The organism is Maribacter aquivivus (genome assembly GCF_900142175.1).
Taxonomy (GTDB): Bacteria; Bacteroidota; Bacteroidia; order Flavobacteriales; family Flavobacteriaceae; genus Maribacter; species Maribacter aquivivus.
This window is the reverse complement of sequence record NZ_FQZX01000002.1, coordinates 1,152,018-1,173,062: the sequence shown is the minus strand read 5'-3', so window position 1 is coordinate 1,173,062 and position 21,045 is coordinate 1,152,018. Positions and strand designations below refer to the sequence as shown.

General features: G+C 35.1%; 21 protein-coding genes. 9 read left to right on the top strand and 12 right to left on the bottom strand.

All coding sequences use genetic code 11. From position 1 onward, the window contains the following. From BUC31_RS20350 to BUC31_RS15715, 7 genes are all read left to right on the top strand, one after another. A partial coding sequence (locus tag BUC31_RS20350; protein WP_073245881.1) for a hypothetical protein occupies positions 1-1,092 on the top strand: 1,092 nt, incomplete at its 5' end. A gap of 32 nt (positions 1,093-1,124) precedes the next feature. Next, the gene (locus BUC31_RS15740) at positions 1,125-3,146 is read left to right on the top strand and encodes a T9SS type B sorting domain-containing protein (RefSeq protein ID WP_244534060.1); all 2,022 of its coding nucleotides are present in this window, start codon (positions 1,125-1,127) and stop codon (positions 3,144-3,146) included. A 5-nt stretch (positions 3,147-3,151) separates the two neighbouring features. Beyond that, positions 3,152-4,105: a PorP/SprF family type IX secretion system membrane protein gene (locus BUC31_RS15735; protein ID WP_073245876.1), complete on the top strand. Its 954-nt coding sequence runs from the start codon at positions 3,152-3,154 to the stop codon at positions 4,103-4,105. 60 nt (positions 4,106-4,165) lie between these two features. Continuing rightward, on the top strand, positions 4,166-4,696 hold the full coding sequence (gene idi, locus BUC31_RS15730; RefSeq protein ID WP_073245874.1) for an isopentenyl-diphosphate Delta-isomerase: 531 nt from the start codon (positions 4,166-4,168) through the stop codon (positions 4,694-4,696). After that, entirely contained in the window at positions 4,696-5,103 is a 408-nt protein-coding gene (locus BUC31_RS15725; protein WP_073245872.1) for a 6-pyruvoyl trahydropterin synthase family protein, read from the top strand. The genes idi and BUC31_RS15725 overlap by 1 nt, the downstream gene beginning before the upstream one ends. 81 nt (positions 5,104-5,184) lie before the next feature. Continuing rightward, positions 5,185-6,147 (top strand): type I phosphomannose isomerase catalytic subunit, encoded by a 963-nt coding sequence (locus BUC31_RS15720; RefSeq protein ID WP_073246019.1) that lies wholly within the window; start codon positions 5,185-5,187, stop codon positions 6,145-6,147. A gap of 59 nt (positions 6,148-6,206) precedes the next feature. Further along, the gene (locus BUC31_RS15715) at positions 6,207-6,476 is read left to right on the top strand and encodes a hypothetical protein (protein WP_073245870.1); all 270 of its coding nucleotides are present in this window, start codon (positions 6,207-6,209) and stop codon (positions 6,474-6,476) included. A gap of 84 nt (positions 6,477-6,560) precedes the next feature. Here the strand turns inward: BUC31_RS15715 and BUC31_RS15710 are convergent, their stop codons facing one another. From BUC31_RS15710 to BUC31_RS15680, 7 genes are all read right to left on the bottom strand, one after another. Beyond that, a complete protein-coding gene (locus BUC31_RS15710) occupies positions 6,561-7,256 on the bottom strand; it encodes a DUF4369 domain-containing protein (protein ID WP_073245867.1) in 696 nt (231 codons plus the stop codon). Positions 7,257-7,338: 82 nt separating this feature from the next. Further along, positions 7,339-8,613 (bottom strand): DUF819 family protein, encoded by a 1,275-nt coding sequence (locus BUC31_RS15705; RefSeq protein ID WP_073245865.1) that lies wholly within the window; start codon positions 8,611-8,613, stop codon positions 7,339-7,341. A gap of 34 nt (positions 8,614-8,647) precedes the next feature. Then, positions 8,648-9,451 (bottom strand): Cof-type HAD-IIB family hydrolase, encoded by an 804-nt coding sequence (locus BUC31_RS15700; RefSeq protein WP_073245863.1) that lies wholly within the window; start codon positions 9,449-9,451, stop codon positions 8,648-8,650. A gap of 1 nt (position 9,452) precedes the next feature. Continuing rightward, the gene (locus BUC31_RS15695; protein WP_073246017.1) at positions 9,453-11,651 is read right to left on the bottom strand and encodes a DUF5916 domain-containing protein; all 2,199 of its coding nucleotides are present in this window, start codon (positions 11,649-11,651) and stop codon (positions 9,453-9,455) included. Between the two features lie 62 nt (positions 11,652-11,713). After that, entirely contained in the window at positions 11,714-11,881 is a 168-nt protein-coding gene (locus tag BUC31_RS15690) for a type II toxin-antitoxin system antitoxin (protein ID WP_073245861.1), read from the bottom strand. A gap of 32 nt (positions 11,882-11,913) precedes the next feature. Next, positions 11,914-12,765, bottom strand: a complete 852-nt coding sequence (locus BUC31_RS15685; RefSeq protein WP_073245859.1) for an SPFH domain-containing protein — start codon at positions 12,763-12,765, stop codon at positions 11,914-11,916. 86 nt (positions 12,766-12,851) lie between these two features. Beyond that, positions 12,852-15,113, bottom strand: coding sequence for a transglycosylase domain-containing protein (locus BUC31_RS15680; protein WP_073246015.1), 2,262 nt, complete (start codon positions 15,111-15,113; stop codon positions 12,852-12,854). An 88-nt stretch (positions 15,114-15,201) separates the two neighbouring features. Between BUC31_RS15680 and BUC31_RS15675 the strand changes: the two genes are divergently transcribed. Beyond that, positions 15,202-15,975 (top strand): S1/P1 nuclease, encoded by a 774-nt coding sequence (locus BUC31_RS15675; protein ID WP_073245857.1) that lies wholly within the window; start codon positions 15,202-15,204, stop codon positions 15,973-15,975. Here BUC31_RS15675 and BUC31_RS15670 read toward each other — a convergent pair whose 3' ends face one another. Together BUC31_RS15670 and BUC31_RS15665 are read right to left on the bottom strand one after the other, a co-directional pair. Next, positions 15,976-16,254, bottom strand: coding sequence for a TIGR03643 family protein (locus tag BUC31_RS15670; RefSeq protein ID WP_027067827.1), 279 nt, complete (start codon positions 16,252-16,254; stop codon positions 15,976-15,978). 159 nt (positions 16,255-16,413) lie between these two features. Next, positions 16,414-17,286, bottom strand: coding sequence for an AraC family transcriptional regulator (locus BUC31_RS15665; protein WP_073245854.1), 873 nt, complete (start codon positions 17,284-17,286; stop codon positions 16,414-16,416). A 215-nt stretch (positions 17,287-17,501) separates the two neighbouring features. Here BUC31_RS15665 and BUC31_RS15660 point away from each other — a divergent pair, with 215 nt between their 5' ends. Continuing rightward, positions 17,502-18,086 carry a hypothetical protein gene (locus BUC31_RS15660; protein ID WP_073245852.1) on the top strand — a complete coding sequence of 195 codons (585 nt, stop codon included), beginning with the start codon at positions 17,502-17,504 and terminating at the stop codon, positions 18,084-18,086. A 53-nt stretch (positions 18,087-18,139) separates the two neighbouring features. On the opposite strand, the gene BUC31_RS15655 is transcribed toward BUC31_RS15660, so the two are convergent. From BUC31_RS15655 to BUC31_RS15645, 3 genes are read right to left on the bottom strand one after another with little or no spacing between them, the layout of a single operon-like run. After that, positions 18,140-18,499: a DoxX family protein gene (locus BUC31_RS15655; RefSeq protein ID WP_073245850.1), complete on the bottom strand. Its 360-nt coding sequence runs from the start codon at positions 18,497-18,499 to the stop codon at positions 18,140-18,142. Positions 18,500-18,521: 22 nt separating this feature from the next. Then, the gene (locus BUC31_RS15650) at positions 18,522-20,315 is read right to left on the bottom strand and encodes a DUF885 domain-containing protein (protein WP_073245848.1); all 1,794 of its coding nucleotides are present in this window, start codon (positions 20,313-20,315) and stop codon (positions 18,522-18,524) included. A gap of 17 nt (positions 20,316-20,332) precedes the next feature. Further along, positions 20,333-20,968, bottom strand: coding sequence for an MOSC domain-containing protein (locus tag BUC31_RS15645; protein ID WP_073245846.1), 636 nt, complete (start codon positions 20,966-20,968; stop codon positions 20,333-20,335). Between the last annotated feature and the right edge of the window lie 77 nt (positions 20,969-21,045).

Below are 21,045 nucleotides of genomic sequence, written 5' to 3'. Positions count from 1 at the left end.
AGCGGAATTGATACTGATGATCAGACATTGAGTCTTACAGGAAATACGTTGGCAATCGCCGATGGTAATTCGGTTGATTTGAGTGCATATGTTGATACGGATACCGATGACCAGACTTTAAGTTTAACCGGGAATACATTAGGAATTGCCGATGGAAACTCAGTTGATTTAAGTGGAATTGATACGGATACTGATGACCAGACACTAAGTTTAACAGGAAGTGAATTGGCAATATCAGGTGGTAATAGTGTTAATCTATCAAGCTTATCAGACCATGATTGGTATGAAGTAGGTGGAACATCTGCACCAGATGCTATAACAGATAATATTTTTACAGAAGGAAATGTTGCAATTGGTAAAACAACTATAACCAATTCTAGAGCCTTAGATGTTGAAGGTAATGTTGAGATTAATGATTACCTATATATGAACGGTAAGAATACATTGAGGGCAACTGACGACAACTGGTTACGAATTAACTGGAGTAATGATTATGCATTAGGAACATTTATAAATGGAAATGTTAGAATGTATGATGGACTGGTTGTAAATGAAAGAGGAGATAACAGTGATATGAGAGTAGAAGGCGATACTGATACGTATTTACTATTTACCGACGCTTCTGCCGATGAAGTAGGTATTGGTACCAATACGCCAGATGCTAAATTAGATGTTGAAGGTGGTACGGTAAGATTCTCAGATTATGGATCTGATGCAGTATCAGGTACACCAACAACGTTATTAGGTGTTGAGGCAGATGGAGATGTAGTTGAAGTAAATTCGTTGAAATCTTCAAAAATTTTCTACCCACCTTCAATTGAAGTTGATGTAGCGACAACAGGTACTGGTAGAACAATAGATTTATATGCAGAGTATATTGATCAGTATGGTACACCAGATGTAGTTAGTGCAGGAGCTCCAGCAGCAATACCAACGTATGCTAATACAGAACTATACTATTACGTAACGCATTATGATGATACAGTATTTGACAATGTAAATGTAAGTGCGACAGGTGTTATGACCTATGATGTAATTGCAGCACCAACAGATTATAATACATTGATTAATGTAGTTTTTGTTGTTAAATAATTAGCGAATTAAAGCTTAGATCCCAAATCGATTTGAAAAAAACGCATATATATAAAACCATATTCCTCAGTATCGTTACTACGATATTGGGGGTATTGGTATCTAATGCCCAGTTCTTACTTCAGGCACCTACGGATAGTGATCAAAATAACTTTCGTTGGTATGAAGCTTCAGACACGGCAACGGTACTCGGTACAGATTCTTTTTACGAAGTAACCCAACCAGGTATTTACTTTGCAACATATGATGGTACCTTGTGTGGATCTAATGCTACAGGTTATTTCATTGTAACAGACTGTAATAATCCGGATAATGAAGTAACGATGGACATTACGTCTAATGTTCCCAGCACAGCTTCGGTAAGTTGGAGTCCGCCATTAACAGGGGATCAATTAAGTCCCATGGTAATTGCTACCGATGCTGTCGTAAGATATACTGCACTGGTAACAAAAGCAGGTAATACGTTTAGTCTACCGAATTTTACAGTGGTGTGTTTGCCTGAAGCTGCAGATTTAGAGGATGATTTTGTAACTACAGACGAAGAAGTACCAGTAATTATAGATATTTATGGTAATGATGCCGATTTACCGGATGTAGGTGCTTTGACAACCACAGATCCAGCAAATGGTTCAGTAACTATTGATGATGGTGGTACACCAAACAATCCTATGGATGATATAGTAACCTATACTCCAGATGTAGATTTCAATGGTACAGATACTTTTGACTATACAATTTGTAATGCTTATGGAGATTGTAGTACGGCAACCGTAACCATAGAAGTATTACCAATATTAGATACTAACGATGATTCTATTGCTATAGATATCAATGCAATTACAGCTATTGATACATGGCAAGTAAATGATAATGATTTACCTACAGATGGTACGTTTAGCGTAACGCAACCAACCAATGGCTCGGTAACTGTTGATGATAATGGTACACCAAATGATCCATCCGATGATATTCCAACATACTTCCCTAACAATAATTACTTAGGCACAGATGCTTTTGATTATACAGTTTGTGATGCAGTTGGTAATTGTAGCACATCTACCATAACAATTCTTATTAATCCTTTAGGTGTTGATATGGATAGTGATGATGATGGTATCGTTGATAGTTTTGAAGACTTAAATTTAGATGGCGATAATGACCCATCTACTGACCCAACAGATTCTGATGGTGACGGCTTCCCAGATTATTTAGATATCGATGCAGATGGCGATGGTATACCAGATAATGTTGAAGCTCAGGCAACGGCAGATTACATTCTGCCTTCTGGGATCGACTTGAATACCAACGGGTTAGATGATGCGTATGAAGCTAATGGTTTAACTGGATTGTTCCCTGTGGATACAGACGGAGATAACCTACCTGATTATTTAGATGAGGATAGTGATAATGATAATGTGCTAGATGCTATTGAAGCTCATGACCACAATCACGATGGTATTGCAGATGTAGTAAGAATAGGGTCTGATAAAGATGATGATGGACTTGATGATGGTTATGAAGGTGCAATTGCTGTTGATACAGATGTAAATGATGAAATTGATGATCCTTACGCTCAACTTCCAAACACTGATAGTGACGAAGAATCTGATTATAGAGATACAGATGATGACGATGATGGTATAGAAACTCGTGATGAAGATATCAACCTTAACGGAGATTACGTTGATGATGATTCTGATGATGATGGTATACCAAATTACTTAGATTCAGATTTAGGTCAGCTAGAAGAAGAAATTGAAGTTTTCAACGTTATTACACCTAACGGTGATGGCATTCATGATGTTCTTAGAATAGACGGTTTACAGAATTACCCGAATAATACATTGAAAATCTATAACAGATGGGGTGTAGCGGTATATATGACTAAAGCGTACGATACCGAAGGTAACGTCTTTGATGGAACATCTGAAGGTAGGGTAACCGTTGACATGGACAGTAAATTACCAGTAGGTACATATTTCTATATTCTAGATTATGAATTACCGAACGGAGAAACAAAAACCCTGTCTGGTTACATATATATAAATAGATAATAAGAATGTTGAAAACATATATAACCATACTTAAAAAGGATTTTCTAAAACGAGCTGTCGCAGTAGTGGCAGTTTGTTTTGGAGTATTTTCTTATGGGCAGCAAGATGCCCAGTATACGCAGTACATGTATAACACCATAAGTGTAAACCCTGCATACGCTGGTTCTAGAGGGCATATTAGTATGGGTGCTTTGCATCGTTCTCAATGGGTAGGCTTAGATGGTGCGCCAACTACGCAAACTATTAATGTACATTCACCTATTGGGTATAGAGGTGTAGGTTTAGGCTTGTCGATAGTAAATGACGAAATAGGTCCTACTTCAGAAACTAATTTTGATATTGATTTTTCTTATACTGTTTATACTTCAACTGAAGGTAGATTAAGTTTTGGACTAAAAGCTAGTGCTAACTTGATAGATGTTAGGTTTTCAGAATTAAACCAGTACACAACAGATCCTACTTTACAACAAGATATTGACAATAGACTTTCACCTAACATTGGGGCTGGAGTATATTATCATACCGAAAGATTCTATGCAGGTTTATCTGTACCTCGATTTTTAGAAACATCGCATTTTCAAGAAACCAACCTTTCTACGGCTAAAGAACAAATGAACCTTTATTTAATAACTGGTTATGTTTGGGATTTGAATGAGTCTTTAAAGTTTAAACCGGCATTGCTAACCAAGGTAGTGCAGGGAGCACCCTTACAAGTAGATTTATCCGCAAACTTTATGTTTAACGAAAAGTTTATTTTAGGAGCAGCCTACAGATGGGATGCTGCATTTAGTGGTATGGCAGGTTTCAATGTATCAAATAAATTCTTAATCGGTTTAGCGTATGATAAGGAAACTACAGACCTTGGTAATACTGCTTTTAATGATGGATCGTTCGAAATAATTTTTAGATACGATTTCATTATGACCAAGAACAACTTAAAATCTCCACGTTTCTTTTAGATTTTTCTTTTTATATATTCATCATTACGTATAATACGTAAAACGCCTTATTTTTACGTAATGAAGGAAGAACAGGTAATTCTCGTAAACGAAAATAACGAGCAAATAGGCACTATGGCTAAAATGGAAGCCCATGAAAAGGCAATTTTGCATAGAGCATTTTCAGTATTTATTACAAATGACAAGGGTGAAATTATGCTGCAACAACGAGCGGCATCTAAATATCATTCTCCGTTATTATGGACAAATACATGTTGTAGTCATCAACGTGTAGGTGAAACTAATATTGAAGCAGGTAAACGTAGACTTCAAGAAGAAATGGGGTTTGTGGCAGAGTTAAAAGAATTATTTTCCTTCATATATAAAGCTCCTTTTGATAATGGTTTAACCGAGCATGAACTAGATCATGTAATGATCGGTAGTTTTAGTGCAGAACCAAACATTAATCCTGATGAAGTAGAGGCATGGAAATGGATGTCGCCTGAAGCTATAAAAGAAGACATCTCTAGTAATCCTCAGGAATACACGGCATGGTTTAAAATTATCTTTGATAAATTTTACGAACACTTATTTAAAATGCCAGCGAAATAATGAAAGTAAAAGTAAGTAGAAAGGCACATTTTAACGCAGCCCATCGTTTATATAGAAAAGATTGGGATGACAGCAAAAACACTGAAATTTTCGGAAAATGTAACAACCCAAATTTCCATGGACACAACTATGAATTGGTAGTAAGTGTTACCGGAGAAATTGATTCTGAAACTGGTTTTGTTATGGATATGAAGGTGTTAAAAAATCTGATCAAAGTAGAGATTGAAGACTATTTAGATCACAAAAATTTAAATATTGAAGTACCCGAGTTTAAAACTTTAAACCCGACAGCAGAAAATATTTCAGTAATTATTTGGCAGAAGTTAAGACCTCATATTCAAAAATCTCACGATTTAGAAGTGGTGCTTTATGAAACGCCTAGAAATTTTGTAACCTTCTCTGGATAATTCAAACATTAAAAGATAAGAAAAATCCCTATTTAGCGTTATTAAACTGATTTAATTGACCAATAAATAAGATATACAATGATACATCCTTTAAAATTTAGACCAATTTTAAAAGAAAGACTATGGGGCGGTACCAAGCTTAAAGAAGTTTTTGGTAAACCTATAGAAAGCGATATTACTGGCGAAAGTTGGGAATTGTCTACGGTTAAAGGTGATATCTCTGTTGTTGCCAATGGCAGCTTAGAAGGTAAGTCACTTCAAGATCTTATAGACTCGAATGCAGAAGAGCTTTTGGGTAAAAGTGTTGTCGATCGCTTTGGAAAAGAATTTCCTATTCTTATAAAGTTTATTGACGCCAAACAAGATTTGTCTATTCAACTGCACCCAAATGATGCCTTGGCAAAAGAACGTCATGATTCTTTTGGTAAGACCGAGATGTGGTATATTATGGATGCTGATCCAAAAGCAGAACTAATTGTTGGTTTTAACAAAGATGTTACTAAAGATGAATACGCTGAAAGTATTGATAATGATACCTTGCTTGATCTTCTTAATTATGAGGAAGTTAAAGAAGGAGATACTTTCTTCATTAATACAGGTAAAATTCATGCAATTGGGGCAGGGGTGATGTTGGCAGAAATTCAACAAACATCTGATGTTACGTATCGCGTTTTCGATTTTAATAGAAAAGATAAAGATGGTAACCTTCGTGAATTACATACAGAATTAGCACTAGATGCTGTTGATTATGAAAAGAAAGACGATTTTAAAGTCTCTTACGGTCAAGAAAAGAATGAGGTGAATACCATGGTAGATTGTCCTTATTTTAAAACAAACTTCATAGAGCTTACAGAGAATTTAGATTTAGATACTGCACAAAGAGATTCATTTACCATATTTATGTGTGTTGGTGGAGAAGTTAAGATTAGTACTGCTGAAGGCGATGTCTCCATTAAAAGTGGAGAAACAGCATTATTACCAGCTTCAACACAGAAGATTTCTTTACAGTCTACTGGTGCTAAACTATTAGAAGTTACTATTTAAGGTCTAATTAACTGTACGGCAGTTCAAATATTGTATTTTTGCAAAAAAAATAATTACAGATGGCAAGTATTAAAAATTTAAAGAAAGATATTAATAATGTTCTTGGTGACATTATAGAAGGTGTTTATATAGTTGAAGCTACTAATGGTACTACGCATTCAAAAGAAGGTTCTGCAATTATAGATGATGCAATTTCATCTTTTGATGAATTAGTTGCTAAAGTCAACCAAAATGATGTTGAGAACAAAAAAGCACATTTCAAAGAAGTAAGAAAAGATTTGGAAACAAAAGCAACTAAATTGGTCGATGACCTTAACAAGTTGGTATAGTTTATCTCTATCTTCCAAATAACTAAAAAAGCATCCTAATAATTTAGGATGCTTTTTTATTTGTAATAAGTTGGTTTGTTCTATTTAATTCTTTTTCAATAGTTCAGCTAACTCTTTACCATATTTAGATTCAACCACCTCAGGTGAAAGCACGCTGTAGATTGAATCTAAGTATTTGACATTGGCATCGGGTATTTCTTTTAGCGCAATATAAGGCGCTATGAAAGACGATTTGTTGTTTAAGGCAAAGTTAATAGCAAACGCATAACCTCTTTGCGTATTTCTATTGCTGATATTCTCCAAAGAATCAATACTTAATTGGCTAGTTTGATTTTCTGGTTGGGCAGCCTTCATCATTATTTCAACATTCCTTTTATTGATACCTGTCATGGTCTGTTTGTATTCTTCAAATTTTTCTTGAGATTCAGAACCTATTATTTTTGCAGTTGTATCAAAGGTATTCCAATCTGTATTGATAGTAGTTGTACCTGGTTCAGCAAAGAAAGTAATACGATCGTTAATATCGTTATTGTCTTTTTTATCTAAGTACAGGTAAAAAATCTCTGGACTCATTAATTTTGTGGTAAAAGAGAAATTTCCATCTCCGTTTATAGCAACAGAATCAACAGTAACAAGAACCGAGTCAGGTACATGTTGTAAATAAAGAGTACCTTTTTTAAGTCCTTTTATTTTACCGTTCACAATCATAGTTTCCTCTGGGTTGTCCCCACATGAACTTAAAGCTAGTACCGCTGCAACAACAAATAATATTTTCTTCATTCTATTTATTTAGGGCGCAAATATCTATAAAATTTGAGAATAAAGAACGCCAACCCTTTATTTTGTTATTAATTATGAATACCTATAAGCTAGATGCAACTTCCATTAGATAGGCGCAAAGTAAAGCGCCACCAGTACCTACAACATATCCTAAAACAGCCAATAGTACGCCAACAGAAGTTAATGACGGGTGAAATTCAGCAGCAACTACAGGTGCAGATGCGGCACCACCAACATTCGCTTGACTACCTACCGCTAAAAAGAAATAGGGAGCTCTTATGAGTTTTGCAACTAATATCATTAATCCGGCATGAATGGCAATCCAAATAAAACCTACAGCAATCAATCCTGGGTTTTCAAGTACTTTGTTTAAATCCATTTTCATACCAATAGTTGCTACTAGAATATAAATGAACATTCCCCCAATTTTACTGGCACCTGCACCTTCGTAATTTTTTGCTTTGGTAAATGAAAGTGCTATACCTAACCCAGTAGCGATAACCACCATCCAAAAGAAAGCAGAGCCTAAGAACGAAAGAAAACTTTTTTGGTCACTTACAGATTCAAAAGTATTGGTAAGAAACGAACTGATATTGTCTCCGAAAAAATGAGCTAAACCAACCGCGGTAAAGGCTAGCGATAGCATGATTATATAATCGTTTAAGGTAGGTACACGAGTAATTTTCTCTGTAAACTCCGTGACTTTTATTTTTAAAGTTTCAATAGCAGAAGTATCTGCTTTTAGCCATTTATCAATCTGTTTTGTTTTGCCAACACCTAAAAGAACAATAGCCATCCATACATTGGCAACTACGATATCAATTAATACCATTCCGCCATATTTTTCTGGATTGTATTGAAAGATTTCTAACATGGCAGCTTGGTTGGCACCACCACCGATCCAACTACCTGCGATAGTAGATAATCCCCTCCAGATAGCATCAAAATCATTACCGCCAACAGTATCGGGAGAAAATATAGAAACGATAAGAATAGCAATTGGTCCGCCGATAATGATACCTGCGCTACCGGTCAAAAACATAATAATGGCTTTAGATCCTAAATTGGAAATTGCTTTTATATCTATACTTAGCGTCATAAGAACAAGGGCAGCAGGCAGTAAATACCTACTTGCCATAAAGTATAAATTTGAAATTTCATCAGACACAATACCAGTACTTGTCAATATTGCTGGTAACAGATAACACATAAGTACTGCTGGTACAATAGCGTAGAATTTGCTCCAGAATCCGGTTTTTAAGCTTGAGGTGTAAAAGATGAAGCCTAGGCAAAGTGCCAATAGCCCGAATACTACGGTATCGTTAGTAATTAAAGGTTGTGCAAAAAGATATGGCATAAATAGTATGGTAAGTTGCTAGTTTCAAATATAGTTAATATACCAAGTTATTGGCTATGTAATGTGCTACTCCGTCTGCTGTATTTTCTAATGTAATATAATTTGAAATCGCTTTAACCTCATCTCGTGCATTAGCAACTGCAACACCGCAACCTACATTTTCAAGCATTTCAATATCGTTGTAATTATCACCAAAGGCAATGATGTCTGTTAGCAATTCATGCTCTTCCATGAGCAGTTTAATTGCAGAAAGCTTCGATACCGATTTTGGTGCAATTTCAATAAGCGTATCATTAGATCGGTATAGGTTAAGAGAATCACTTAGTTTTTCTTGAAGAATTGGCATCAATATATCTGCACTTGTTTTAGTGCACATCAACATAATTTTGTGAGCACCTATTTTACGCTCTTGCCAATTTTGTAATGTTTGTTCAGTATCTTGAAAAACAGGAGTAGATTTGGTGTATTTAATTTCTTTTTCTACGCGTAGAGAAGTTTTTGGTACAAACCACTCATTACTATAGTACAATCCTAAATCGGCTTCTAGTTCTGCGCATAAATCATGAATAGTCTTTAAAATAGCAATAGGGATGAACACGGAATTAAGTTCTTTATTACCTGATAAAACCAACGCGCCATTATAGCAAATGATAGGTTGGTCAGTAATACCTAAGTCTTCTTGTATATACCACATTGCACTAGGCATTCTAGCGGAAACAAGTATGATTTTGGTTTCATTTTTTATTTTACCTATTTGCTCTATAGCATTTAGTGAAACATCACTTTTAGAAGAAAGCAATGTACCATCTAAATCTGAACATAAAATTTTATACTTCATATTAGATATTTAACCAGTAGGTAAGTTTAAGGTTGATAGATCTATATTTTGGCTCAAAGGAGTTGACAAAGTAATTATCGTTATAAACGATAAACAGGTCAGACAAAGGAGCAAAACGCCATTGTAGTCTAGAATTGAAACCTAAATTATCTCTTTGATTACTATACTGTACTAGTGTTGACCAAAAAATAGATTTACTAAAGGTAACGTCTATTTTAGGACTAATAAGCCAAATATCGGTGCTGGAATATGGTTCGGGTAGCGATATTTTATCATAGTTCATTGCTAACGATAAAAACACCTTTGGTTGAAACCTCAAGTACATTTCTGCTCCTACAGAGAATCTATCCCCATTAAAAAAGCTCCCCATGGTAGGTGATATAGAATAGGCAAATCTTTTTCTACTATCAGATTGATATTCTAATGAAACATAATTATAATGATAACCTACCTCATTAGGCAAGGGTATGGCGTCGTCTATATCGGTTGGGTCAAATTCATCAAAAAGATAGGTGTAAGAATGTGTATAGGATACATTGATTTCTGACTGGTCATTAAATTTCGACTCCCAAGCGCCCATTAAATCATAATCTGTATGAAGAAAATCATTTTCGGGGCTCCAAGTCATAACGGGGAAGAACTGAAAACTATGGCTTTGCAAGGCGCTATCTTCTGGCCAGAAAACACGTTCGATCATCGTTGCTGATTTAAAAATATCTGTTCTACGAATAAAGCCAAGGTCAGACCTAAAATCTTCACCAATGTAAACCGCATCTTCAAAAAAGTTCCAGTTTCTTGAGTTATACTGCATAAATGCACCCGACGAAAGATTTGCTTTTCCTGCATTGTGGGCAAAAGATTTGTGTAAATAGAATTTACCGTTCCATACATTGTTGTCAGAAATAAGGTTGTAATCTATACCTGCAACTCTATTATAGCGGTCATCTGGATCTTGAAATTCGTAATCTTCAAAAGTTTGTCTATTAATAAAGAACATGCCAATATTAGATCGCCCAAAAACATTTTGTTGTAGCGCTAACATGGTATTATTATTAGATGCAATTTGTTCGTCTAAATCTTCAGCGGTCTGTAAATTTAGAAACCCTAATCTTAGCCCTTTGTTTAACTTGCCGCTTAAACGAACACCACCAATAATTTTATTTTCGATGGAATTGTCGGCTGTGTCTTTTGCAATACCTATTCGTCTAGAGAAAAACGGATTTGCATCTCTACCACCACCAAAACTGCCGAATAAATCGCTGTTATCAATAAAGAATTGTCTCTTTTCTGGTAATGAAACTTCAAAACGTGTTAAGTTGGTTACCTGATTGTCAACTTCAACTTGAGAGAAATCTGGGTTTACCGTAACATCTAAATTCATACTATTGCCAATAGCGATTTTGGCATCGCCGCCTACGTTAACTTTGGTATTTGATTCATTCAGCTCAAAGTCTTTTTGAGAACCCATATTTACATAAGGAATAATAGTTAGGGGAGTACTGTATTGACCTAAGGGTTTTTCAAAAATCATATCACCCATAAAGGTGAGTCCGTATATATTCTGATTTTGCGGAATATTTGTCCACGTACTATTCTCGTTAGATTGGGTATCAAATCTATAGCTATTGAAACGCCATTTGGTTACGCCTTCTTTAAACTTAAATGCGGTTAAGGGAATAACCATTTCTGCAGTGTAATAACCATCATAAATTTTAGAATCTCCGCGCCACTTTACATCCCATGAAATGGTAAAACCGTTTAAATTTAGTCCGCCACCAGAAACTAAGCCTTCACGACGAACTCCATACGGATTGATGCCAAAAAGAAAGGCATTGTTACCGTCATTGAAAGTATCGAAAAGTAGCGTGATATTATCGCTGTTACCAGCTCTAAAATCTCTTTTTAAAGATTGGATAGAATAGTCGTTACCAGCAGTATATACAGTAATACCAACATAAAGATTGTTATTGTCATACATTATCTTTATATCGGTCTGTTTTTTAGATTGAACCGTGTCTAGGGGGAAATATTGCCAAAACTCGTTTGCTTGGTCAGCAGTTTCCCAACTTGGTTCATCTAGAATTCCGTCTGGGGTAATTTTAGCATTTGTTTCTTTTACTACAAATGATTTATCTGAAATTTGCGCATGTAAAGAATAGCAAAAAAGTATAAGTACTAGGGTACCTAAGTGTTTGGTCATTTTGGTCATAGTTTGGCAGTTGACCAAATTTAAGATTTTGTTTTGTTAAATAAATGCCAAACTCATTTTGGTTTATTTGATTTGGGTTCTCTTTTAGCTTCTTTTAAAGCCTTCATTAAGATCCACTCAATTTGCCCATTGGTACTACGAAACTCATCTGCAGCCCATTTTTCAATAGCCTGCAGCATTTCTTCGTTGACACGTAGTGCAAAAGGTTTTTTCTTACTCATCTAATAACAAAAATATGAATTGTAGCCCTTGTTTAATGGTTTAAGGTACCAGTATTAACTATAGGTGAAACATCTTTATCTGAACATAGAACAACCATTAGATTACTTACCATTGCAGATTTTCTTTCATCATCTAAATCTACCAAATTCTTTTTACTCAACTCTTCTAAAGCCATCTCTACCATACTTACGGCACCTTCTACAATTTTATGTCTTGCAGCAACAATGGCTGTAGCCTGTTGTCTTCGTAGCATTGCATTTGCTATTTCTTGTGCATATGCTAAATACCCAATTCGTGCTTCCAATACCTCTATGCCTGCCATAGAAAGGCGTTCTTGCAGTTCTTTCTCTAGCGCTTCACTTACCTCGTTAACGCTGGATCTTAGTGTAATATCTTCGTCAAGTCCTTCATCTGCAAAATTATCGTATGGGTACATACTCGCTAGTTTTCTAACTGCGGCGTCAGTCTGTACTCGTACAAAATTTTGATAATCATCAACATCGAAAGCAGCTTTGTAGGTGTTGGTTACGCGCCAAACAAGAATGGTGCTGATCATAACCGGGTTACCTAGCTTGTCATTAACTTTTAATCGTTCACTATCAAAGTTACTAGCTCTTAGTGAAATTCTTTTTTTCGTGTATAAGGGGTTCGCCCAAAACAGGCCATTCTCTTTAATTGTACCTATATACTTACCAAATAGAAGTAAAACTCTTGAACTATTCGGATTCACCAGTACAAAACCTGCACACATGAATAATGCTGCAAAAATCATAAATGCACCAACATAGATTCTAAGAAGTGCAATACCCCCAACTAATAGCGCTAATGCGACAAAAAGCATTACGTAGCCATTTTGCGCTTTGTGAATTTTCTCTACTTTCATAATTTGTGATATTAAAATGATATCATAAATATATCAAATTAAATGATGCAAATCACGATTGAGATGAAAATTGACTAAAAATTCAATTATCCGTTAAACTTTTTGTTCTTCTTTTTATTCGGATTTTTAAAAAGACGTTTGAAAAATCCGTCACGTTTAATTGGATCGCAATTCAATGCTTCTAATACAGAATTAGAAGGTTTTGGAAAATTAGATTTGGTGTACCTATTAAAATCTTTGTCTTTGTTCAATTCTTGCATCCATAGTGCAAATAGGGGTAGAGCGGCATTTGCACCTTGCCCAATACTAGTATTACTGAATCCGATTTCATGTTGATCAAGACCTACCCAGGTAATATGAACCAGTTTCGGAGTCAGGGCAACGAACCAGGCATCTTTATTATTTTGAGTAGTACCAGTTTTACCGGCAATATCATTTTTGAGTCCGTATGTATTTCTAAGTCTAGCAGCTGTTCCAGAATTGATTGTTGATTTCATCATTTCAATCATTATTTGGCTAGTTTCTTTCGAAAAAGCGGATTTTTGGTTCAATTTGGACTTAAATTCAACTAAAACGGAGTCTTTATGGTTAGATATGCTTTTGATTAAATTCGGTTGAATATGCTTTCCATTATTCGCATAACTGGTGTAAGCTTGTGCCAAATCGATGATTTTGATTTCACCTGTACCTAGAGCTATTGAAGCTTCATTGGGTAATTTATCTTCAATACCCATGCTTTTTGCCATGTCTAAAACATTACCAATACCGGCTTGCTCCAATACTTTTACAGCAATGGTATTGATTGAATTGCTTAAACCTTCTTCCATTGAGTAGTTGAGGTATGCTTCATCTTTATTGCCAGAATTAGAAGGTGACCATCCTTTTAGATTATCATATTCAATTTCTTCGGCGGAGAAATAAGTACATGGAGAAATACCTTGTTCTACAGCAGTGGTATATACAATGGGTTTGAATGTAGAACCAACTTGGCGTTTACTTTGCGAGATATGATCATACTTATATTGTTCAAAATTGATGCCGCCGATCCATACCAAAATATCGCCATTAGTAGGGTCTACGGCTAAAGAACCGGTATTTAAGAACTTGGTGTAATGCTGAATACTATCCATAGTACTGGCGGTAGTTTCTTCATCTTTTTGCCATGATTTGAAAGTCATATTTTGTTTGTCTTTAGATAGGCTATCTATAATTTGCGCATGGGACAAGCCTATTTTCTGTAGTCTTTTATATGTAGGTGTTCGCTTGGCTATTTTTTCCATCAACTTTTTGTCTTTTAACCAAGGTGCATTAGACCCATAACTTTTTTCAAAACTATGCTGCAATTTGGTCATGTGTGCTGCCATGACATCTTCAGCCAATTTTTGCATTTTATAGTTTAGGGTAGTGTAAATTTTTAATCCTGATGTATAGATATTGTAATCGGTATCGGCTTCGTTTTGCTCGGCAATCCAACGCAGCATTTCTTTACGAACCTCTTCTCTGAAGTAAGGCGCAATTCCGGCATTATAATCGAACTCTCTATAGTCTAAATTAAGACCTTCTTGAGAGTATTGTGCTACCTGTTCTTCTGAGATAAAATCATTGTTATACATAGCACGTAATACCAAATTACGTCTGCCTAGACTTTTCTCAGGAAATATTCTTGGGTTATAACCATAAGTAGCTTTTAGCATACCTACTAAAGTAGCGGCTTGGGTAGCGGTTATATCTTTAGTGCTAGAGTTGAAAAACTTAAGAGCGGCGCTTTCAATACCAAAGGTGTTATCACCAAAAGAAACGGTATTTAGGTAATTGGTAAGAATCTCATCTTTCGTAAAAATCTTCTCCAACCTTTTAGCGATAATCATTTCTTTCACCTTGTCAACCACAATATTGGTTTTATTTCGCTCTCTTCTAGGATATAGATTTTTAGCCAACTGTTGCGTAAGTGTACTGCCACCGCCAGAAGAGTTGTCACCTAAAAGAACTGTTTTAAAACCGACCCTAATTAAACTTCTAATATCAACACCAGAGTGTTCGTAAAAACGCTCATCTTCGATCGCGATTAATGCATGTAATAAATCTTCTGGAAAATCGGTAAAAGCAACTGGTTGCCTGTCGTACAAATAATATTTACCGATCAATATACTATCTGCCGAATAAACTTCAGAAGCCATTTGGTATTGAAAATTAGAGAGTTCTTTTTTAGAGGGAATTTTACCCCATAAGCCTATGTTGACACTACCTATAAATATGATAAATAATGCAAAAAGACTTACTATGCCCAAGCCTATTATTTTACGAATGCTTAGTTTTCGTTTAGATGATTTTCTCGTCTTCTTCTTCATATACGCAAGTTCAGATATAAATTTAATCTTACCAAGTTTTAACAATACCTTAAAGTATGTTGTACTATTTTTGGATAAAATTATAGTGATGAAAAATTGTATTATTTTATTGTTTTTGGTAACGAATTTCACCTTTGCAAATGATATGTATTGGTCAAAAACTGGGCATAGAGTTGTTGGTGAAGTAGCTGAGCAACATTTGAGTAAAAAAGCAAAACGTGCCATTGAAAGTTTGTTAGATGGAGAAAGTTTAGCTGCCGTAGCCAATTTTGGCGATGAAATAAAATCTGATCGTGCATATCGCAAATTTAGTGCGTGGCATTACGTGAATATTCCTTTTGGTAAGACATATGCACAAATTGAGAAGAATGAATATGGCGATTTGGTACAAGGGGTAAATACTTGTTTAGAAATTATAAAAAACGAAAAAAGTAGTAAAGAGGATAAAGCCTTCTATTTAAAATTTCTAGTTCATTTAATTGGAGATTTGCACCAACCTATGCATGTGGGCAGAGGAGAGGATAAAGGAGGTAATGATATACAGCTACAATGGTTTGGTAGTGGTACCAACTTACATAGAGTTTGGGATTCTAATATGATTAACGAAAACGGAATGAGTTTTACAGAACTCGCTACTGAATACCCTGAGATGTCTAAAGAGCAAATTAAATTTTTACAAAGCGGTAGTTTGCTTGACTGGGTAGAAGAATCTCATTTATTGGCAGAGAAAGTTTATGCATCGGTAGAACCCGGCGAAAAACTTAGCTACCGATACAGTTATGACTGGTGGGATACTGCTGCCGATCAGTTACAAAAAGGAGGAGTTCGCCTTGCTGCAGTATTGAACGAGGCTTTTAAATAATTATCTTTTTGATATTTTATTACCGCTAATGTTGCGCTGTCTAGAACATCTAAATCTGTCCATTTCATCGGATCTTAATTTAGCATGTTTTGTTGCGCGACCTTGAACACGTTTGCGCCACATTCTAAAACTACTTGGTTTCATTTCGCGACGCATGACTTCGATAGTCTCTTGTTCGCTAATACCAAATTGAAAAGTAATGGCTTCAAATGGCGTACGGTCTTCCCATGCCATTTCTATAATACGGTCTAGTTCTCTTTCTGTAAATTCTTTAATCATAGCAATATAAAGGTACTGCATCATAATATAATGTAAAGAACACGTATCCATTTTTTCTAACTCTATAAGAATGGATTACAAAAAAAGCAATCTGGATGATGAGTTAATTCACCATCCAGATTGCTTTAAACTATTAGTACTATATATAAGGTATACTACTTACACCAAAACATTCTTTAGTTCATTACGGTACTCCGACGGATTTTGACCTGTAAATGCTTTGAAAGATTTATTGAAATGAGAGAAGTTATTGAATCCGCATTCAAAACAAACCTCTGTAATACTCATTGGTTTTTCTGCCAAAAGTTTAGAAGCATGTACCAAACGATATTCATTAACGAATTGTATGTATGTTTTATTCGTAATTTTTTTAAAGTATCTACAGAAAGATGGTATGGTCATACTCACCATAGTAGATATCTCTTCGAGTGTCAGTTCTTCTTTAAAATTATTTTTTACGTGATTGAATACGATATTAATACGATCATTATCTTTCACATCGGTAGTAAATGAAAATCCCTCTGCATTCAACAATCGCATATCTTCTGAATTTCCTAGTTCATTCAATATGTTGAGGATAGAAAGTAGCCTTTGAAAATCTGTCTGATATTCTAAAACCTCCATTTTGTCGCCTATTTTTCGTTTTGTCTTACCAGAAAAGGCAATTCCGCCACTAGCGCTATTAAACAAGCTCGCTATTTTCTTCATTTCAGGAAGGTCAAAGAAATCTGGTCCTAAGAAATCTAACTTCATCTGAACAACTGTTTCGCTAGTATTGCCGGTAAGGGCATCTGTAAAGCCGCAATGAGGTAGATTACTACCTATTAATATAAGGTCACCGTTTGTATAGTACGATACATGACTACCAATTTGTCTTTTTCCAGACCCACCGTTTACATATACTAACTCAAGCTCTGGGTGGTAGTGCCAAAGATTATTTTTGTTCAGTTTATGTTCATCAAACTTCTGATATGTAAAAGAATGACCGAAATCTGGCTTTATAGCTTCAAATGTAGGTTTTTGCTTTACCATTTTATTTTGGGTTTATACTATAAAATTAAACATCCTATTTTGTATGTTATTTGCAAAATTAACCAAAATATATGGAATCTTATCCAAGAGGTAAGAATGGCTATGTAAGGTGGTTAAAATAGCACATAAATTGGGAAAATATGATGTAGTGAGAGCTTTATAACGGCTGTATGTTTGCAGTGTAAATTATCATTAACCCTTAAATAATTTATATTATGAAAAACCTAGTAAAATTCACAACAGTTGTTGCCTTTATGTTAGCTACAGTAGCAGGCATGGCAAGAGAGCCAAAATTAAACCTATTATCTACAGGTAAAGCCAAGAGTGTGGTTTTGACAATGGATGCATCTATTAATGGTGTACAGGTTAAGTTAATGGATTCTGATTTAAATGTTATTTATTCAGAAAAAATGACCGAAGGTCAGTTTAGCAAGAAATTAAATCTTAAAGATTTGGTAGATGGAGTATACTTCTTATCTGCTGATGATTATATGACAGCATATTCATATACAATCGTTTTAGAAAACGATAATTTGAAAATCGTAGAATCTGATGAAGAGATCAAGCCTTTCTTTAGAAAGACTGATAACATGATCTTCATGAACTATTTAAATTTAGATAGAGCAGACATGTCTATCAAGATTTACGATACAGAAAGTAGAACAGTATTTACACAAGAAGTAGCAGATGAGTTGATTGTTGAGAAAGCATTCAATTTCACAGATGCTTTTCCAGGTACTTACACTGTAACAGTGAAGTCAGCTGGTAAAACATATACTGAAGAGTTTGTTGTTAATTAAGTTGATTTAAGTTGATTTAAGAAGGGGACGGGAGCGTCCCCTTTTTTTTTTTGCTATACTTTTAAGTAGATAAAAGCCCAATACATTAATGCAAACTGTATTGGCAATCTTAATAAAAGTAGCCATTTAGGAAAACCGGTACTTGCTTTGTTACTTGACAACATATAAAAGTGAACTAATAAGAATACAGCAAGCATTGCTATAATACCATAAATGGAAAGGTTTTTTGTTTCTTTAAAAAACAGACCAATACCTAATAAAATCTCAGCCACACCACTTAGTAAAACCAAAGGTTTGTGAAAAGGAAGGTAGCGAGGCATAATTCTAAGATATACCTTAGGTTTTATAAAATGCATAATACCCGCAATAATGTAGATTGCGCCCATTAAAAATAAGTGCCACGGATAAGTCATACAAAATTTTAAGGTTTTAGGTTTAAGCTTTTGTGTTCGCTGAAATCCAATTCATTATTTTTTCTTCAAGTAGCGCTAACGGTACACAACCTACTTCCAGTACTTTTTCGTGAAACACCTTAATATCAAAATCTTTACCAAGGTTAGCTTCGGCTTTAGCACGAAGTTCCATAATTTTAAGCTGACCTATCTTATAGGATAAAGCCTGCCCAGGGTTTGCCATATATCTTTCAATTTCTGCAGTAATGCTAGCTTCAGATTCTGCTTCATTATCTAAAGAATACTGTATTGCTTTCTCTCTAGACCAGCCTTTAGAATGTAAACCGGTATCAACAACCAAACGAACGGCACGGTGCATTTCTGCTCCAAGCATTCCAAAATACTGATATGGATTGGTATAAAGACCTAATTCTTTACCTAAAGATTCTGTGTACAATGCCCAACCTTCACCATAAGCACTATACCAAAGAGTTTTTCTAAATTGTGGTAGGTTTTCATTTTCTTGTGTAAGTGAAATTTGAAAGTGATGACCAGGAATTGCTTCATGCAAGAATAAATCTTCATCAGAATAGGTGTTGTATGATAATACATCTGGTATAGGAACATAAAAAATACCAGGTCTGGTACCATCTAAAGAACCGGGGTTATATTCTGCACTAGCAGAAGCTTCTCTGAAAACCTCTGTACGTCTTACCTCAAAAGGAGTTTTAGGCTGTTTGCTAAATAAGGCATTTACCTTAGGCATCATTCTTTTATGGATAGCATTAAAATTATCTATAACCTCTTGCGGGTCTTTAAAAGGCATTAATTCTTTTTTGTTACGTACTTCTGTGAAGAATGCTTTTAAGTCACCTTTAAACCCAACCTGTTTTTTAACAGCTTCCATTTCAGCACTAATTCTAGCCACTTCTTTTAATCCTATTTCGTGAATCTCTGCAGCCGTCATATTAGTTGTAGTATACAACTTAATTTGGTGAGCATAGTAAGCATCACCATCTGGTATATCTTGTGTTCCGCTAGATGCTCTACCCGCATTTAAATATTCGGTAGCCATAAAGTCATGTAGTTCTTTATAAGCCGGAATTATTTTATTGGTAATGACTTCAGTGTACACTTTGGTCAACCTTAATTTATCAGAATCAGAAAAATCGGCAGGGAAGTTTTTAATCGGACTGTAGAATAAGTTGTCTTCAAGTTCCGTGTTAGCTACACTTGCCAGTTGAGGTAATACTTTTTTTATAAGAGATTTTGGAAGTACATTTTTGACTTTTATACCTTCTTGCATTTTAGATTTGGCGGAGTGTAACCAAATTTCATAATCTTCTAAACGCTTGCTCCAGTTTACATAATCTTCGGGAGTCTTAAAGGGTTGTGCGCTTGTTCCACCAGCTAATTGCCCCATCATTAAATTCATAGACCACATTTGATCTATAGGAGTATACTGCTCAAAAGCAAGACCTTCTAAATTAACCTCACATTCCCATTTTAAAATAGCTTTAGACATGAGTTCACTTTCTGAAAGTTGCACATTGTCAAATTTTTCTACTTTTTCTAAATACTTGGTGTAGTAATTTATTAGTTCTTTCTTGTAACTATCAGAAAGAAAATTTGGCAAGGTGTCGTTGTATTTATTGTTACCTTGAAAAGTTGCTGCTAACGGATTCAATTTTAATCCGTCATCATAATAATGTGCCAATAGCGTGATGAAGCCAATATTGTGTATGGTGGGGTTGGTAATGACCTCTGCATTCGTCGTTAGTTGAGCTTGAGTATGTAGCCCAGTAGTAAGGGCAAGTAGTATAATTAGCTTTTTCATTAAATTGAGTATTATAATTATGATAGGTATTTCTTGAACCTGTCCTTTTTATATTGCGGTACAGCTTCGTTGGTCATGAACAGTTCAAGCAAATCTTTAGATTTTTCTTTTGCGAACATCAATTCATAAAATTGTTGAGAGGTAAATGGATTTTTAGATTGTTCTATTAATGTAAATTCATCACCAGCGGATACAAGACCTTCTTCAAGAACTTTCACGTAGGTACCTGGGTGATTATGGGTAATAAATTCTTTAAGTATTTTTTGTGTACCAAAACGGATGCCTAGTTTATAGCAAGGCTCACGTGGCTGAGAAACTTGCACAAGAGCATTACCGATTTTATAAATATCGCCAACACGTATTTTAGATTCATCAAGCCCTTCAACAGTTAGGTTTTCACCGAACATGCCCCAATCCCATTCTAAATCTGGGTAAAGGTTTTTCCAATAATTATAGTAGTCGGCAGAGAAAAGATAACACGCTTTGTTGGTTCCACCATGGTGTACACGGTCTATTACAGTGTCATCTTTGACATCATTTTTGGTAAGAAATAAGCCTTTAGAAGTAGGGTATTTGAAGATACCGGTTTGCTCTGTAGCGCCATTCCATTCAAAAGTAACTGCGCCTCCTATGTTTGTTGAAATCACCTTCATATGGTGAAGATAAAAAAAGCACTAGTAATTATAGTAATGGGTCTTACTAAAGTTGACCAAACTATTGTTAAATCGGT